We start from the raw sequence: 16,760 nt of genomic DNA on the forward strand, positions 1-16,760 counted from the left end.
TTTACCTAACCCAGCCAATTTCTTTAGCGGTCTTTGACCCAATTACGGTTTGCGCCAGATTTTTGGGAATCACTGCCTTGCTTTCATTAATGACTAATCGCCCACCCATCAACTCAGCTTTGGCTTGAGGAAATAATGGCTGCTGCTGTGGGTTACCATAGCCATCGGGAAAGGCTGGCATGTTATTGGCAACATCATATTTGTCGGTTGCGCCCAGCGTATGTAGCAGCTCATGGCTTAAAATCACCAGATTTTGCTGGCTATAGCTGGCGTCGCCAAACAGATTAACCCGACCCACACGGCCTTTTTGCAATGCCGTAGAATGGCTTAAACTGCGATGCTGTTTGGGATCAAAATACAGTAAATACAACTGGATTTGTGGGTGGACACTAAAATCCTGTTCATGCCGCCAGGCAAAATAGCGCAGCTTTAAACTCCACAGCATGATGTCAAGAATACCCCCATTCACTGGTGGGGCAGGCGGCAATTGGCTAATGGATTTACCCAGCACAATATTAATTGGGCGATATAAGGGAATGCCATAACGCTTGGCTTCGCTATTTAAAAAATCAGTAGCTTCTGCAAAGTCAGCCGCAGTGATATGTTGAATATACTGTTCAACCTGCGGATTGTTTTCCACATTGACGGGATACACTGCCACATAAAAGCTGTTTTTCCAGTTCAGGTCGGCTTTATCCTGTAGCGATTGAATCATCACCACGGCCAGAATAATCAATAAAATAAAGACCCGGATTTTTTTCCACATAAGCTGTCCTGTGGCTAAGCTTTAATCAAGCGGTTTAACGCAGCCAGCCTTTGCGCTTGATATAAATGAGTGGCAACAATGCCGCTGCAACCGTCAGAATCATGGAGTAAATAAAGCCATATTTCCACGACAGTTCCGGCATCACTGAAAAATTCATGCCATAAAATGTGCCCACCAAGGTTGGAGGGAGGAACACCGCAGTGATGATGGTAAAAATCTTGACGATCTGGTTTTGCTTAATATTCAGAATATTGGTAACTGCGTTTTGCAGGTAACGCACTTTTTCATGTTCAAAATAGGCATGTTCCTTGACCCCTGTCACGTCTGCCGCCAGTTCATTCACCAGCTCTTCAAGCTCAGGGTGGATAAGGCTATCGACTTCGCCACTTAGGTAACGCACCGCCCGTGCCAGTGAAAGCTGTGATTCCAGACAACGCGAAATCAGCTCTTCTTTTTCATTCAGGCGGCGCATGATCTTCAGTAGATCTTTGACACCCAATTCGCGGCCATCGGCACTGTAACCTTCTGAAATCTCAAAAATGTGTTCAGAGAGACACTCTAAGGCATCGGTAATATGGTCAAGGCTATTATCCGCCATGTCATTTGCTGCCCGAAGCAGCACCCTCAGCACGGCACGTGGATTTTGATGGTTACGTGATTTCTTACGAAGGCGTGCAATCACTTGATTAAACGGTTGAAAATCCGCATTGTGGCTTAAGGTCGCAACCCAGTGCTCGCCCAAAATAAAGTGTATCCGCCCAAACTGTGGTGTTCCGTCTTCGGTCAACCTGAGCAGGTCGGTACGCAAATACAGTAAATCATCCGTTTCCATCACGCTATTGCGCTGGACAGCCACCTCTATACCAAAATGCGAGCGTAAAATTGTGGCTTCATCTATTGTGGGCGCTGTAATCTCAAGCCAGATAATCTGGCCGTCATCCTGTGCGTCAGGCAAGCCCTGAATCATTTTTAATTCTTGTGCAGTCTTGATCAGGCAGTTAATCATAAAAAAACTCGGTTGCTTTGGCTTTTCACGCTATCAATAGATTGATTTATAGGGTGTATCTAGAAAATTACGTAGCAAAGTTCCAGTAATGGACAAATACCATGATGCCAACAATCAGGAGATAGAGCACCAATACGGCAAGCAGGACTTCATTTTCCATGCTGATTTTATGATTGTTTTTTTTCATGTTAAACACTGGGCAGGAAGGTTAAAGACAATAATAGCGATAAAAAAATAACTTAAGCCAGACCAGTTGCCCGGCTTAAGCCATTATCATTCAGGCCAGTTTAGCGAATGGCATCGCCCCAGGCTGGCACAATGGTTTGCATTAGCGGTTTGAGTAATTTCATGGAGGTGGCAATAATTTGCCCATTGTTCAGGCTGTCTGTGCCGCCTTTTGCATCCACAACAACGCCGCCCGCTTCTTTGACAATTAGCTCACCCGCCGCCAGATCCCATGGCTTTAAGCCCAGTTCAAAGTAAGCATCAAAACGCCCGGCAGCCACGTAGGCCAGATCCAGCGCGGCAGAACCACCACGACGGATTTGTGCACCAGCCTTGGTTACGGCCAGCAGGGTATTAAAGTGCTGTTCGGCATACGACACCACTTCGCCATTGCGCATAGTGGCATACGGATAGCCCACCGCTAGAAAGGTGTCTTGTAGGGTGTCTTTGGGGGTCATACGAATACGGCGCTGGGTACCACTGACATCACGCAGCAGGGCGCCCTGACCACGGCTGGCTGAAAACATTTCATCTTTAACGGGGTCGTAAATCACACCATGCTGGGTCACGCCCTTGTGTTGCACGGCAATTGAGACGCAAAAGTGTGGGTAACCCTGAATAAAGTTAACGGTGCCATCTAAAGGATCAATGATCCAGCACCAGTCGGCATCGTTGCCCTGACCTTCTTGCAGGCCAAATTCTTCACCCAGAAAGCTGTGCTTGGGATAGCTTTTTTTTAGGGTAGCAATGGTGAGTTCTTCAATATAGCGATCCAAACGGGTAACCGGACCATCAATACCCTTGCTTTGAATTTGCAAGTCCAGCTTATGGCGATTTTGATGCGCTTTTAAAATTTCACTGCCAACTGTTTGAGCCGCGCGCGCAGCCATCACCACCATAGGTTCCATGATTCACCCATTTGAATTAATTAAAGACGTCAAAGAATATAGAACAAGTCTAGTCGGCTATTTTAGCAAACTTATACTAACTCGTGTGGATTATTGTATTTTGCGTTGGCCAGGGACTGGTTTGTAGAGCAAGGCTGCTTTTGTAAACATAACTTGAAGCCAAACCGTTTTGCTAAAAAATGATAGGGCATGAATAGTTACAGCAACGCATAAAAAGCAGGACAGCAATTGATTCGCTAAAACGGTTAAATGAACCAACATACCTTTAATAAGAAATGGCTTATTAAGCCTATGGGATAAATCACACATGACTCAAAATGTGAATGAAAGCATGCATCAACCTATCAACCAGACCATGCAGGCTATTGAAATTAGTCATCCGGGTGGACCGGAGGTTTTACAGCGCACCACACGTGAGGTTCCTGTGCCCAAGGCGGATGAAGTGCTGATTGAAATTGCCGCTGCCGGGATTAACGGGCCTGATGTGATGCAGCGCAAGGGCTTGTATAATCCGCCAGCCGGGGTCACTGATATTCCCGGACTGGAAATTGCAGGCAGAATCGTGGTGCTGGGCAGTGACGTTGCACAAATCAGCAGTTATCAGGTGGGGGATTTGGTATGTGCCTTGATTGCTGGTGGTGGCTATGCTGAATATGCCGTTGCACCCGTGCGCAATGTGATGCCAGTGCCTACGGGGCTAAGCCTGATTGAAGCAGCTAGTGTGCCGGAAACCTTTATGACCGTATGGGCGCATCTTTTCATGCGGGCTGGGTTTAGTGCAGGCAAGTCCATTTTGATTCATGGTGGTACATCAGGCATTGGCACTACCGCCACCATGCTATGTCGTGCCTTGGGTGCCACTCAGATTTTTACCACCGTGGGCAGTGCCACGCAGCAGCAAGCCAGCCTTGAACTGGGTGCAACTGTGGCGATTAATTACCGGGATGACGATTTTGTTGAGCAGGTGAAACGGCATACAAATGACCAAGGGGTAGACTTTGTTGTGGATATTATTGCCGGAGATTATGTGCCACGTAATTATCAGGCAGCAGCCATGAATGGCATAATCGTACAAATTGGTGTGGCGCAGGGCAGGGTAAAGGAAATGGATTTATTTCCAATGCTGGCCAAACGGCTGACTCATCTAGGGGCTACCTTGCGCTCACAAACGGTGGAACAGAAATCAGAGATTTTCCGCCAATTGCAGGAGCGGGTATGGCCGCTGTTTGCCGCAGGCCAGATCAAACCTCAACTATTTAAAACCTATGCCTTGCAGGATGCACATCTGGCGCATGCGCAATTGGCCGAGGGTGGTCATATTGGCAAACTGGTGCTAATCAATGAAAACTTTAAAGCATAAGTGAAGAGGTGATTTTTTATTTGATCAATCAAAAACTTTTAAAAATTAAACTGGCTGGTCTTTCTAAGGCTTAGATAAAAAAAGCTGACAATGAAAAAGGCACTCAATTGATAAAGTGCCTTTTTTTATTGCGATACGCTTAAACGCCATGTGAGCAGTTACGCATGAGAAGCTATATAGTTCCTGCAAGTGTTTGCATAAAGCGCTGCACATCACGAGTAATGCCATCGCCATTGAGACCACATTCTGCCAGCATTTGCGGGTGCGTGGCCTGATGCAAAAATGCATCCGGCAGACCCAGGTTCAGCACAGGTTTAAGAAGATGTTGGGCTTGCAGGCTTTCATTGACCGCACTACCAGCACCACCCATGATGGCATGTTCCTCAATGGTGATAAAAGCATTCACCTGAGCAGACAAACGTGCCAGTAACTGCTGATCCAGCGGCTTGATAAAGCGCATATTGACCACAGTTACCCCAAGCTGCGGACTGGCCAGTTGTTCAGCGGCTTGCAGCGCTGGCGTTACCATGCTGCCAAAGGCCAGCAAGGCAATCTGCTGGCTGGCATCCAGATAGTGCTGTGCCACAATTTCAGCCTTGCCAATTTCCAGTGTGGTAAATTCGCTCGCAATCTGGCTGCCCGGCCCTGTGCCGCGTGGATAGCGTACGGCAGCTGGTCCCGGATACTGATAGGCCGTATGCAGCATCTGGCGGCATTCGTTTTCATCCTTGGGTGCCATCAGGATCAAGTGCGGAATGGTGCGCATGTAGGCATAGTCATAAGCGCCCGCATGAGTGGGGCCATCTTCACCCACCAGCCCGGCACGATCAATGCCAAAGGTCACATCCAGATTTTGCAGCGCCACATCATGAATCAGCTGGTCATAGCCGCGTTGCAAAAAGGTGGAATAAATAGCCACCACCGGCTTTAGGCCTTCACAGGCCATGCCTGCTGCCAGCGTGACTGCATGTTGTTCGGCAATGGCCACATCAAAAAAGCGCTCAGGATATTGGCTGGCAAACTGTACCATGCCCGAACCTTCACACATGGCTGGGGTAATGGCCAGCAAGCGGTCATCCAGCGCCGCCTGATCGCACAGGAACTGGCCAAACACGTCGGCATATTTTTGCGGTTTTGGCAGTTGTTGCGGTGCCTTGACAGGGCTTGTGGCCTGACTGGTAATTTTGGTGATGGCATGATAGCCAATTGGGTCTGCCTCAGCCGGAAGAAAGCCCTTACCCTTGGTGGTATAGACATGCAGCAGGCGCGGGCCTTTACGGTCTTTAAGCAGGGCCAGAATGCGAACCAGTTCTTTAAGGTTATGGCCATCAACCGGACCAAAGTATTCAAAGCCAATTGCGCGAAATAAATTCTCGGCAGAATTATTACTGTTCACACGCGGATTAAAAGTCCAGTTGGGATGCGGCTGAATGGACACTTCGCCATTATCGGCCAGATAAACCGACTGGCCCTGTTTCCATAAGGCACCCAGATGCTTGGCAAAACCACCCACACTGCCGGAAATCGACATGTCGTTGTCATTGAGAACCACCAGTACATCAGCATTGTGCTGCACGGCATCATTCATTGCTTCAAAGGCCATACCGGCAGTCATGGCGCCATCACCCACCACGCAGGCCACCCGACGCTCATCGTTCTGGTAGCGCAATGCCAGTGCCATGCCAAGGGCAGCTGAAATGGATGTTGAGGAATGGCCAACGCCAAAGGTATCAAAGGCGGATTCTTCACGGGTTGGAAATGCGGCCAGTCCATCCTTGCTGCGAATGGTGGGCAGGGCTTCACGGCGGCCAGTGAGTACCTTGTGCGCATAAGCCTGATGACCCACATCCCAGACCAGACGGTCCTTTGGGGTATCCAGTGCGTGGTGCAGGGCAATGGTGAGTTCCACCACGCCCAGATTGGCACCAAAATGTCCGCCACTTTGGCCAGCGGCGTATAAAAGATAAAGACGTAACTCATCAGCCAGTTGCAGCAGTTGCGCGGTATCAAGCGTCTTTAACTGGCTTGGCTGGTCAATGCGATCCAGAAGCGGTGTAGCGGGACGAGCGGTTGGGATTGTGTCATACATCATGTGGCGATATACCTGCTAGCCTGGCATTCCTCAGCTGGGTTTAAGTGTCGATTGACTAAAATCGGCGTCTTGCGTCTAAGCCTGATGAGCAAAGCGAATAGGCCACATTAGGCGCAAATCGTATCATTTGCTGCATCGATGTCCTAGTATTGTTGTCAGAAATTAGCATTAATTGCCTGTTAATTTAGCAGATTTTGTCATTTAACCCGAACAATATTTTGTAGTGTTCCACTGAACTGGGCAAGTCAATCAACAATACGATGGCTGGTTTATCCGGCGCTTATTTTCGTTATACTAGTTCACTTCAATGTTTGTGGATGAAAATGTAGTGCCCATACAATTTGTTGCCACCTCTAAACTCCCGACGGTGCATGGTGAATTTGATATTTCGGTGTTTGAAGACCCGGAAACCGGCGAGGAGCATGTGGCACTATCCAAAGGCCTGCTGCACCACCAGATTGGGGTACAGGCTGATGCAGTGTTGGTGCGTTTACATTCTGAATGCCTGACCGGCGATGCCTTTGCCTCACTGCGCTGTGATTGCGGGCCGCAGTTAAATGCCACCTTAAAAATGATTGAGGATGAGGGTCGTGGGGCCTTGCTGTATTTGCGTCAGGAAGGGCGCGGTATTGGCCTGCCCAACAAGATTCGCGCCTATGCCTTGCAGGATCAGGGCCACGATACGGTAGATGCCAACCTGTTGCTTAACCTGCCCGCCGATGCCCGCACCTATGAAATGTGCAAGGTGATGCTGGATCATCTGGGGATTAGCAAAGTTAAACTGGTGACCAATAATCCGGCCAAGGTTGAAGCCTTGCAGCAACTGGGCATTAATGTCGTGCAGCGGGTGCCGCTTCAGGTGGGGAAAAATCCGTTTAATGAAGGCTATCTGGCAACCAAGCAGCAGCGGATGCGCCATTTGTTTTAACGCTTGATCAAGCCAAAGCAGCATACTGTTTGCCCATCTTTATTTAATGCAACAGGTAAATAAATAAGCGTAAAAATCCCATAATTTTTTTATGGGATTGCGGTATGATAATCAGCTCGGCTCATTACTCTTTCTTATTGACCTGGATGCTGCCATGACCCCATCGCCTCTTCAATCATCACCATTAGCCAGTGAGTCATCTTTAGCTGGTCATCCAGATATTCAGCGTGTACGTGATTTTTTGCTGGATTTACAAGCACGTATTTGTGCCGCACTGGAACAACAGGAAAGCGCTGGTGGTGGCAATGCCCGGTTTGTGCCAGATGACTGGACACGGGCAGAAGGTGGTGGCGGTCGTTCCTGTGTGTTGCAAGGTGGCACAGTGATTGAAAAGGGCGGGGTGATGTTTTCCCATATTAATATTAAAAACCTGCCTGCATCGGCCACCGCGCGCCATCCCCAGATTGCCGGGGCCAAGGCACAGGCACTGGGTGTGTCACTGGTGATCCATCCGAATAATCCATATGTGCCCACCTCGCATGCCAATGTACGGCTGTTTGTGGCCGAAAAAGAAGGGCAGGCTCCGATCTGGTGGTTTGGTGGTGGTTTTGACCTGACCCCATTTTACCCTGCCGAGGCCGATTGTGTGGCATGGCATCAGGTGGCGCATGATTTGTGCCAGCCATTTGGTGAAGACGTTTATCCGCGCTTTAAGACCTGGTGTGATGAGTATTTTTATTTAAAGCATCGGGATGAGCAGCGCGGTATAGGTGGCCTGTTTTATGATGATCTCAATACAGAATCCATGGGCTGGGATTTTGAAAAATGCTTTGCATTTATGCAGGCAGTGGGTAATGGTTATTTGCAAGCCATTGTTCCGTTGTTCCAGAAATATCAGGACAAACCCTTTGGTGAACGCGAGCGCGAATTTCAGTTGTACCGCCGGGGTCGCTATGTGGAATACAATCTGGTGTATGACCGGGGCACGCTGTTTGGTTTGCAAACGGGCGGGCGCATTGAGTCGATTCTGGTGAGTTTGCCGAATTTGGCTGGCTGGTCGTACCGACAGGAATGGGATGAAGGGACGCCCGAAGCGCGGCTAACTGAATATTTTTTAAAGCCACGAGATTGGTTAAATTAGTAGGATAAAACGGTTAGAAACGCTCCACTATCCAATTTGGATAGTGGAGCGTTTATTGTAACTAAAACTTCATTGTACCATTTAATATTAGATTTTTTGCCACGTTAAGTTGTCCTAAATTATCGGATGCCTCAAAATTAATATTAACGTTGTTGAAAGTAGCGGTGCGTGCGTTGGCATCAATGGTTAAACCATTACAAAGATTATTAGCCTGTGCACTGGGCTTAGCACCACAGGTATATTGCACATATTTTTCTGAAGTACTGGACGTAGTTTCATGAATGCTAAAAATGACGAGTGAGCTATCAAATGGCTTGCCATTATACTCATGATGGTAGGAATAAACGCTCAATGCTGAAAAATGAGTGGTGTCAATAACATGACTATACTTTGCACCTGCTATGGCATAGTAACCACCTTTTGCAATATCAATACCTTCTGTAGGGTTAAGATCAATAGTAGCTACTGGAGCCTTGTTATTCAGTGGCTTATGCACAAAATGTTGAATTGGATTTAAAGGCACTTGTCCCGTAATACTTATGCAACCTCAAGGACTGGTATTGCCAACACATGAGCCTGTGACAGGCGGCGTTGTAGTACTATTACTGTGAATCAACAGGCCATTTTTAATGGTAATAGGCTGCTGGGTACCGTAAACCGGGGTCAACACAACATTGTTGAATGGGAATTGCACAAAACTGGCATTGCGCTGGTCAAATGTTATTCCGCTACAGGCAGCATACGAGCCAACACCACACGCCCACGCATAGGTGTTGTCTTCCAGTTGAACACTTTTAACTGCTTTATTTTCGACGGTAATTTTGATGTTCTGGGTTTTGTCGGCATTAAAGAAGGTATAGATATCAGGTGACGAAATGGCCACTGAACTGGCTTTACTAAAGCTGCAAAAATCTTGCGGTGCATTTTTAAAGCCCAGTTTGTCATCGGCTCCATTTGACTCACAGGGTGTACTATTTGCAGCCGCCTTTTCGCCATAAAATCCGCCAAAATCTGAAGTTTCAGCACTGTATTTGCCGTTATTGTCTTTAAACAGGGTGACGTAGCCCTTGTCTGTGACCAGCACATGGTTCGTTCCGTTGTTTAGTACATTCGGGCCACACACTTCTGTCACCATGGCCGTATTGCCACTTGCGATAATCTGGGCAGTTGCAGTATCCAGATTGAATACGGTAGTGCCTTTGTTCTTGTATACACCGCTATAGTCAGTAATGCTGTTTAGCGTGGTTACAGGAAGTTTTCGGCTGGCGCAAGACCGGGTATTATTGGGAGGCGTAGGCATGGCTGCTGGAATACTGGCGGTGCTTCCGGTGGCAACTACCTGATTCAGTAAGGCATTATAATTTTTAAGACTGCTGCTAGTAATAGCCGCCATTAGGGCATCCAGCATTTTGTCAAAAGCATCGCCTATCGCGAAAGTGCTGTTAAATAAATTGAATTCTTCTGGCAGCACATAATTTTTGCTAGCCAGTTGTTTGGCAATCTCATCGGTTGCCGCTTTAAGCTGGCTTTCTAGCAATACCTGATACTGTTTAAACCAGTCTGCCGGATTCTTCCTGCTAATCATGGCAATGCTAAGATCAGTCAATGGAGTAATGTTGACGTTACCCGCAGCCGTTGCATAGCTGTGCAATGCCAGATCAGCAGTTTTGGCCTGTAGCGCACACGGTAGATTGGTAGCAAGCACTTGCCCAGTCCATTGTCCCTTGTCGTTAGTACTCACCGGTGTACTAAAACCGCTATTGTTTTTACAACTTGCCGTCACGCTGGCGTTTTTAAGGGCTGCACCGGTAGCGGCTGTACCTGATAAAGTCACCATGCCGTTGGTGTTAGTGGTCGTTGGTACGCTGTCGTGATCATTGTGGCAGGCGGTGAGGCCAACAGTGCTAATTGCCGTACAAATAGCCAGTGTTTTGAGCGCTCTGCTATAGGCAGACTGGGTTTTCAGAGTTTCCATGGATTTGTCCTCGACATAATATCCACAGCATCTTTTTTAGTACCCTAAAACTCAACCCCCCATATGGGGGGTGAGTCTGTAAATAAGGCCTATTTGGCACAAAATATTACATGTTTTATTTCATGCTGTAGTGCTTGGCATTTCTAACACAGACAGCTTAACGGCTTGCCTGCTCAGCCGTGGTGGTAACCGCAGTCGTTTCATCCACTTGTTCGGTGTTGCCGGTCTGGGTGTTGACGACTTTAAACTCAATCCGGCGGTTATGGAATTTACCCTGTTCGGTTACGTTATCTGCTACTGGATTTTCCTGACCATAACCCATGGCACTGAGCTGGTTGGCAGCTACTCCCTGACTCACCAAATAATCAACGACTGCATGTGCTCGCTGCTCGGACAGGCGTTTGTTATACACTGCGTCACCTGTAGAATCGGTATAGCCTTCAATCATCAGAACAATCTCTGGTGACTGTTTCATAAGGGTTGCTGCAATATCCAAAATCGCCTTGTTGGCATCAGGAATCACGGCAGAGTCGCTGGCAAAGTTAATGATTTGCAAGTTTAAGGCACGTGCAACATCTTCGGCAGATGCTGGACTGGAAAGATTGGTCAGGGCAGACCGCGAGGCTTCAATACTACTATTTACTGACTGATCAACATCCAACGGTGAAATCGCGGCTACGCCCAGCTCAGGCGCAATACCCTTGATCTGATCGACCAGGCGGTTGATGGTAGCGGTATCTGGTGCATTGATCACCAGTTGGTTGCCGCTCCAGCTCAGGCTTGCATTGGGATAAGGTTTGACCAGATTCAGGATGGTCACCATTTTGTCCTGACCCGGCAATGTCGCGCTATAGGCAGGATTGACCAGGCTATTACAACTATACTGCGTGCCAAATACCTGATTGATGGCTGTACCAATCAGACTGTTAAGTGCTCCATCACCGACACTGGCATTACAGGCCAGCAGGTTATTACTGCTGCCTACTGTCAGGTTAATGCTCGCAGGATAACCACTACTGCTGGTTGTACTGGTTGTCGTCGTCGTTGTGGTAGTAACAGGTGGTGGTACTTCATCACGCTGGCAGGCACGCAGCAGGAGCAATGCCAGCAGCAATAAGGCCGCCAGACCTAGCCACCATGGCAACTGGTCGCGAAAGGTTTTGGCGCCAGTTTCAACTGGCATGTGATGTGCCGTTTCAATATCAGACACAGGTGCGACTGCCGGAATATCGGCTTCTGGCTTAAACAGGCCAGCCAGACCCAGGCTGCCCAGAACGGCAATCGACCAGGCTGGAATGCTACTGACAATGATGGGCAGGTAAGTTTGCAGGTAGTCCACCACATTGGCTGGTGCAATATCAGCCTGTAATGCCTGTGCACTTAAGGGGGTTGCCTGATCCAGCAGCGGGGCAATGGTTTCTACGGGCAAATTATGATGTCTTGAAAACTCTTCCAGCAACTGATGAAAGGATGCACTGGTGGCTTGCTGCGGGAATATATCAGCAAATAGCGCATTGGGATGTTCCAGCGCAAAGTCAAAGGCATGGGGCTGATAGGCAAATATTCCCAGCAGGATAGGATAAAACTGGTCCAGCAGCGCAGACTTGCTATTAAACTGATGCTGGCTGGCATCTGTAATCGGGTCAGGCTGAATGATTTGCGGGGTTACCCGTTCCCTCAGCAGGTCAATTGGATTAATCGCCATTTGTTTATTCTCCAGTAGTAGCCGGCCAGATTACAGTTGGGTTTATGGCCAGCCCTATTCTTGTCAGGTTTTTGTCAGGCGCTACAGCATTAGCGTGTATGCCAGCACTCACACAGGCAAGCGGACTAGGTTGCCAGCCAGCTTGCGCTCATGTTTTAATCATGCAATATTTTGATAAATTTATAGTTATGTGTTTTTGTTTAAATTGTGAGCTTTTCTAATCTACAGGTAAAAAGTGTAACAATAATAGTTAATTTTAATTGATACACATGGCATCAATCATTAAAGCGCTAGGATCGACTACACGGCATCCGGCAGTTTTCAAATGAATGCTGGATGCCAAAAGGCTTTAATTTTTTAAATGGCTTTATAATTTTTCAAAAATGTTTACTTGGCAGCTAATTCATCAGCGCCTGATTCACGTGGTGGCTTTGCTGATGGGCTTCTTCAATAATGCGCTGAATCAATACCTGTGCTGTTGGAATATCATGGATCAGGCCTTGCGATTGTCCAATAAACTGCATGCCGGTTTTTAAATCACCCTGTTCGGTAGCAGCCTTGAGCCGTGGCGTTGCAGCACCAAAACAGGCCAGCAAGCGCACTTTGGTTGGTTCCACCAGCAGACCTGCCATAATTTTCCATAGGGAAATATTCAGCTGTCGTGCAGCCAGCATTGCCTGCCAGGCCGCCACAAAAAAATTCATGGGCTTACGAGTCAGGCGCTGTGCGGTTGATGTTTGCATATAGCGGGCGGGCAGGCCATCAAAATTGGAGGAGTAAATGGTGGCATGCTGATCCTTGTCCAGCACTGCCTGTTTGGTGTGCTGGTGTACTGGGCTTTCAAAGCAAGTGGCAAAGCGCGAACCCATTGCAATGCCAGACGCACCCAGTGCCAGTGCTGCCAATAGCCCGCGTCCATCGGCAAAGCCGCCACAGGCAATCACCGGAACTTTTACTGCATCCACCAGCGCTGGCACCAACACCAGCGAAGTCACATCACCACCATGTGCCGCAGCTTCATGCCCGGTTGCCATAATGGCATCTGCACCCTGCGCTTCGGCAGCCAGTGCGTGTTTGGCTGTAGTGACTGTTGCAATGACCTTGCCGCCGTAGGCATGGCAGCGTTCAATCAGCCAGTCGCCTTTGCCCAGTGAAAAGTTAATGACTGGCACTTGCAACTCCAGCGCCACTTCCGCATTTTCCTTGGCACCGGGCATCAGCAAGGTACAGCCCACGCCAAATGGCTTGTCGGTCAGGCTGCGAATTTTCAGGATAGCCGCGCGGGTTTCCTCAGGGCTTAAAGGCCCCAGTGCCAGCACGCCCAAACCCCCGGCATTGCTCACAGCAGCCACCAGTTCTGGGGTGGAAATCCAGCTCATGCCTGATAAAACAAGCGGATAGTCGATACCCAATAAGGTGGTCAAACGGGTTTGCATGCTAAATTTCCTAAAATACCAACAACCTAAATTATCAACAATTGCTACCGGCCAAAAATAAAAAGCACTACAGTCACGGTATAATTAAAACTATTATAGCCAATTTAGCCTAGAGAAAAATCATGTCACGTGTTGCCCGTTACCATGCTGACCGTACCAACCAGAAACTGTATTTTGCACGACTGGCCTGCCAGCAAGCGGAGCAAACCGATAAAGTACAACAGGCACAGGGTGCACGCGAGTCAGCCGTGTTCCATTTGCAGGGGGCGGTGCTGGCCTTTTTGCAGGAACTGGCGCGCTATTACCGGTTGGACGACCCACGCCCAAGCTTAAAAAGCATTAAGGAAAAAATGGCTGCGCGTGAGCAGGTATCCCCAGAAATCAGTATTCTGGAGCAATTATCGCAGCAGGGCTTTCTGGCCGAACTCAACCGTGCTTATGCCTTTTGCCAGTATGCCCCGGAACCCCCGGCACCTGCTCCCGAAGAAGAAAGCTCGTCCATGCTGATCATCAAGGTGACACAAAGCCCGCAGGCCTGGTTACCGGATGTGCAAATCCTGCGGGAATGGCATCGTGAGTTATTGCAACTCATTGAAGGTTTTCGTGATGAAATGGTAGAGTTTTAGGCAGTTTTTTATAAAAAAGCTGCTTTAGCCCTTGAAAAAAGCTGTCATTGGTCGCATTTTAAATACCGTAAAAGATGTCAAATTTGTTTTCAGGGTTGTCATTATTTAACATCAAACTGATTGCCTAAAGCCAATTTGATAGCGTTTCGCACCAGCGCGATAGATGATCGCGACTGTAGTATTGGTGGAGAAGACAATGGCTTCAATTGAAAAAATTAAAGAATTACTGAAATCAACCGAAACCGTGCTGGAACTGGTGCAACAGGCCAACGGTGAACTGGTGCTGCGTCCTTCCGGTAGCGACAGTGAACCACTGGTAAGCATCAAGTTTTCTGATCAGGTTCAGGCGGTGCTGGGCGACAATGCACAGGCCTTGGGTCAGCATATGATTCAGTCGGCCATCTACATGATGATGGAGCAGCAGTCTGCACGCTGGCATGCCGAAGTGTTTGATGTTGAACCTGCCCATTATAGTTAAGGTGGTGGAGCTAATGTGCTAATGCTATGGTCTATTGGTTTGGCGAATTTTTGCAAGCCATCCAGTATTAGCTAGCGTTTGATTCAGTGGCTGTTTAACCAGCTTATGTATAGTTAAACCAAAAAGAGCGCAACAATTAAAGTTGCGCTCTTTTTATGTGCATTTAAGCAAGTTTTTGATTAATGGGCAGTTTTGGGCGCGGTTTCCCGTTCATCAAAACCCATTTGCACCAGAATATGATGGGTCATATTGCTGGCCATTTCAGACTTGGCATAATACACGCGGCCAATATTTTCCTGCTCCAGTACCCGCGCTTCCTCAATACTTTCAGCACACAGCATGATTTCAATGCCGGGATTAAGCTGGCGCGCAATTTCGGCCATACGCCGCACGTATAAGATATCCATGGGGGATACCACCAGCATTCGTGCATGCATGATGTGCGCCTGAATCAGTACGGCAGGCTCGGTGGCATTCCCTGATACGGCAGCAATGCCCTTATTACGCAGATTTTCAACAATTTCACGGTTTTCCTCAGCAATCACCACGCGGATATTTTGTTCCTGTAATGACTTGGCAATGCGGCGGCCTACTTCGCCATAACCGACCATCACCACCTGATTTTTCAGGTAGGACTGATCCACTTCATCCGGCAGCATGGCCAGCGGGTCGGCACTGCGCTCCAGCAGCCGAGCCAGATGCGAACGTTCCCGAATCCAGCGCTGTACCGGTTCAATGGCAGTAAACATGAATGAGTTTAAGGTAATGGAAATGAGCGCCCCGGCCAGAATCAGGTTTTGCGCTTCCGGCGTAATCAGCTTTAAGGATAAGCCCAGCGTCGCCAGAATAAAGGAAAACTCGCCAATTTGCGCCAGACTGGCACCTACAGTGAGTGCCGTATTGAGCGGATAGCGGAAAAACAGCACCAGTGCCATGGCAGCCAGCGTTTTACCCAGCATGATAATGGCAACCACGCCCAGAATTTGTAAGGGCTGCTCCACAATAATGCTGGGATTAAACAGCATGCCCACCGATACAAAAAACAGGATGGAAAAAATTTCACGCAGTGGCAGGGTTTCTTCTTCTGCACGATGGCTAAAGTCGGATTCCTTGACCACCATTCCGGCAAAGAAAGCGCCCAGTGCCATCGACACGCCAAACAGCACATACGAGCCATAGGCAATGGTTACGGCTGATGCCACGACCGTTAGGGTAAATAGCTCACGCGAGCCAATCCGTGCCACCAGCAGCATGATTTTGGGAATTAGCCGCTTGCCAACAATCAGCATAAAGGCAATAAATGCCGATACTTTTAGCAGGGTTAAAAATAGCGTGAACCAGATATTCTGGTCGGTAGCTGCATGACCATCCTGTACGGGCGCTTCACCACCCAGCAGGGTAGCAGTTGCAGGGAGTAAAACCAGCACCAGCACCATGACCAGATCTTCAACCAGCAGCCAGCCCACCGCAATCTTACCATTCACTGATTCCAGCAGGCCCCGGTCGCCCAGTGCACGCAGCAGCACCACCGTACTGGCACACGACAAACTCAGGCCAAACACCAGTGCCGCGCCAAGGCTCCAGCCCCACCACATGGTCAGGCCAATGCCCATCAGGGTTGCCACTGCAATTTGCAGCATGGCACCCGGCAGGGCAATCCGGCGTACCGCCAGCAAATCTGATAGGGAAAAGTGCATGCCGACGCCAAACATCAGGAACATCACGCCCAGCTCGGCAAGCTGATTGGCCAGCGCCAGATCGCCCACTACACCGGGCGTGTTGGGGCTAATGATAATTCCGGCAATCAGGTAGCCAATCAAAGGGGGCAGGCGTAAACGTGCGGCCAGATAGCCAAACACCAGCGCCGTGCCAAAACCCACGGCCAGTAAAATAATCAGATCAACTTCATGCGGCACCAGTTTCTCCCAAAAAAGACAGTCAGTAAAATGGCTTAAACCTATTATAGAAATAGCAATAAATCGAAATAACAGCGCTAACAGTCAGCGCTATTTTAGGATAGTAATCAATAGATGCAAAAATTGTGGCAAGACAGCAAAAATTACCTGAAAAAATGTAAAAAAAAACGGCTCAATATTGAACCGTTTTTTATCGCT

14 protein-coding genes are annotated in these 16,760 nt (G+C 48.5%); 5 read left to right on the plus strand and 9 right to left on the minus strand.

What is annotated here, in order from left to right:
- Nucleotide 1 precedes the first annotated feature (1 nt).
- From E2B99_RS04525 to E2B99_RS04535, 3 genes are all read right to left on the minus strand, one after another.
- The gene (locus E2B99_RS04525) at nt 2-766 is read right to left on the minus strand and encodes a hypothetical protein (RefSeq protein WP_134243777.1); all 765 of its coding nucleotides are present in this window, start codon (nt 764-766) and stop codon (nt 2-4) included.
- Nucleotides 767-800: 34 nt separating this feature from the next.
- Nucleotides 801-1,772 carry a CorA family divalent cation transporter gene (locus tag E2B99_RS04530; RefSeq protein WP_134243778.1) on the minus strand — a complete coding sequence of 324 codons (972 nt, stop codon included), beginning with the start codon at nt 1,770-1,772 and terminating at the stop codon, nt 801-803.
- A gap of 287 nt (nt 1,773-2,059) precedes the next feature.
- Nucleotides 2,060-2,905, minus strand: a complete 846-nt coding sequence (locus tag E2B99_RS04535) for an inositol monophosphatase family protein (RefSeq protein ID WP_134243779.1) — start codon at nt 2,903-2,905, stop codon at nt 2,060-2,062.
- Between the two features lie 355 nt (nt 2,906-3,260).
- On the opposite strand from E2B99_RS04535, the gene E2B99_RS04540 reads away from it, so the two are divergent.
- A complete protein-coding gene (locus E2B99_RS04540; protein WP_134243869.1) occupies nt 3,261-4,265 on the plus strand; it encodes an NAD(P)H-quinone oxidoreductase in 1,005 nt (334 codons plus the stop codon).
- A 172-nt stretch (nt 4,266-4,437) separates the two neighbouring features.
- Here the strand turns inward: E2B99_RS04540 and dxs are convergent, their stop codons facing one another.
- On the minus strand, nt 4,438-6,357 hold the full coding sequence (dxs, locus tag E2B99_RS04545; protein WP_134243780.1) for a 1-deoxy-D-xylulose-5-phosphate synthase: 1,920 nt from the start codon (nt 6,355-6,357) through the stop codon (nt 4,438-4,440).
- 328 nt (nt 6,358-6,685) lie between these two features.
- Here dxs and ribA point away from each other — a divergent pair, with 328 nt between their 5' ends.
- Together ribA and hemF are read left to right on the plus strand one after the other, a co-directional pair.
- Nucleotides 6,686-7,285 (plus strand): GTP cyclohydrolase II, encoded by a 600-nt coding sequence (ribA, locus tag E2B99_RS04550; protein WP_205669630.1) that lies wholly within the window; start codon nt 6,686-6,688, stop codon nt 7,283-7,285.
- A gap of 154 nt (nt 7,286-7,439) precedes the next feature.
- Nucleotides 7,440-8,426 carry an oxygen-dependent coproporphyrinogen oxidase gene (hemF, locus tag E2B99_RS04555; RefSeq protein WP_134243782.1) on the plus strand — a complete coding sequence of 329 codons (987 nt, stop codon included), beginning with the start codon at nt 7,440-7,442 and terminating at the stop codon, nt 8,424-8,426.
- A 61-nt stretch (nt 8,427-8,487) separates the two neighbouring features.
- Here the strand turns inward: hemF and E2B99_RS04560 are convergent, their stop codons facing one another.
- From E2B99_RS04560 to E2B99_RS04575, 4 genes are all read right to left on the minus strand, one after another.
- On the minus strand, nt 8,488-8,949 hold the full coding sequence (locus E2B99_RS04560) for a hypothetical protein (RefSeq protein WP_134243783.1): 462 nt from the start codon (nt 8,947-8,949) through the stop codon (nt 8,488-8,490).
- 24 nt (nt 8,950-8,973) lie between these two features.
- Nucleotides 8,974-10,401 (minus strand): hypothetical protein, encoded by a 1,428-nt coding sequence (locus E2B99_RS04565; protein ID WP_240687733.1) that lies wholly within the window; start codon nt 10,399-10,401, stop codon nt 8,974-8,976.
- Nucleotides 10,402-10,558: 157 nt separating this feature from the next.
- Nucleotides 10,559-12,106 carry an OmpA family protein gene (locus E2B99_RS04570; protein ID WP_134243784.1) on the minus strand — a complete coding sequence of 516 codons (1,548 nt, stop codon included), beginning with the start codon at nt 12,104-12,106 and terminating at the stop codon, nt 10,559-10,561.
- 398 nt (nt 12,107-12,504) lie between these two features.
- The gene (locus E2B99_RS04575) at nt 12,505-13,542 is read right to left on the minus strand and encodes an NAD(P)H-dependent flavin oxidoreductase (RefSeq protein WP_134243785.1); all 1,038 of its coding nucleotides are present in this window, start codon (nt 13,540-13,542) and stop codon (nt 12,505-12,507) included.
- Between the two features lie 122 nt (nt 13,543-13,664).
- Between E2B99_RS04575 and E2B99_RS04580 the strand changes: the two genes are divergently transcribed.
- The gene (locus E2B99_RS04580) at nt 13,665-14,168 is read left to right on the plus strand and encodes a DUF6586 family protein (protein ID WP_134243786.1); all 504 of its coding nucleotides are present in this window, start codon (nt 13,665-13,667) and stop codon (nt 14,166-14,168) included.
- A 196-nt stretch (nt 14,169-14,364) separates the two neighbouring features.
- Complete coding sequence (locus tag E2B99_RS04585) at nt 14,365-14,646, plus strand: hypothetical protein (protein WP_034280446.1); 282 nt, start codon at nt 14,365-14,367, stop codon at nt 14,644-14,646.
- 179 nt (nt 14,647-14,825) lie between these two features.
- On the opposite strand, the gene E2B99_RS04590 is transcribed toward E2B99_RS04585, so the two are convergent.
- Nucleotides 14,826-16,562, minus strand: a complete 1,737-nt coding sequence (locus E2B99_RS04590; protein ID WP_134243787.1) for a cation:proton antiporter — start codon at nt 16,560-16,562, stop codon at nt 14,826-14,828.
- Between the last annotated feature and the right edge of the window lie 198 nt (nt 16,563-16,760).

Origin of the sequence: Alkanindiges illinoisensis (assembly GCF_004377485.1) — a bacterium.
In the GTDB taxonomy this organism is placed as follows: Bacteria; Pseudomonadota; Gammaproteobacteria; order Pseudomonadales; family Moraxellaceae; genus Alkanindiges; species Alkanindiges illinoisensis_A.

Bases quoted from the DNA above. Each gene is read 5' to 3' on its own strand.
- hemF (WP_134243782.1), top strand. From the start codon at position 7,440: ATGACCCCATCGCCTCTTCAATCATCACCATTAGCCAGTGAGTCATCT.
- E2B99_RS04525 (WP_134243777.1), bottom strand. From the start codon at position 766: ATGTGGAAAAAAATCCGGGTCTTTATTTTATTGATTATTCTGGCCGTG.
- E2B99_RS04570 (WP_134243784.1), bottom strand. From the start codon at position 12,106: ATGGCGATTAATCCAATTGACCTGCTGAGGGAACGGGTAACCCCGCAA.
- E2B99_RS04565 (WP_240687733.1), bottom strand. From the start codon at position 10,401: ATGGAAACTCTGAAAACCCAGTCTGCCTATAGCAGAGCGCTCAAAACA.
- E2B99_RS04530 (WP_134243778.1), bottom strand. From the start codon at position 1,772: ATGATTAACTGCCTGATCAAGACTGCACAAGAATTAAAAATGATTCAG.
- E2B99_RS04580 (WP_134243786.1), top strand. From the start codon at position 13,665: ATGTCACGTGTTGCCCGTTACCATGCTGACCGTACCAACCAGAAACTG.
- E2B99_RS04540 (WP_134243869.1), top strand. From the start codon at position 3,261: ATGCAGGCTATTGAAATTAGTCATCCGGGTGGACCGGAGGTTTTACAG.
- E2B99_RS04575 (WP_134243785.1), bottom strand. From the start codon at position 13,542: ATGCAAACCCGTTTGACCACCTTATTGGGTATCGACTATCCGCTTGTT.
- dxs (WP_134243780.1), bottom strand. From the start codon at position 6,357: ATGATGTATGACACAATCCCAACCGCTCGTCCCGCTACACCGCTTCTG.
- E2B99_RS04535 (WP_134243779.1), bottom strand. From the start codon at position 2,905: ATGGAACCTATGGTGGTGATGGCTGCGCGCGCGGCTCAAACAGTTGGC.
- E2B99_RS04585 (WP_034280446.1), top strand. From the start codon at position 14,365: ATGGCTTCAATTGAAAAAATTAAAGAATTACTGAAATCAACCGAAACC.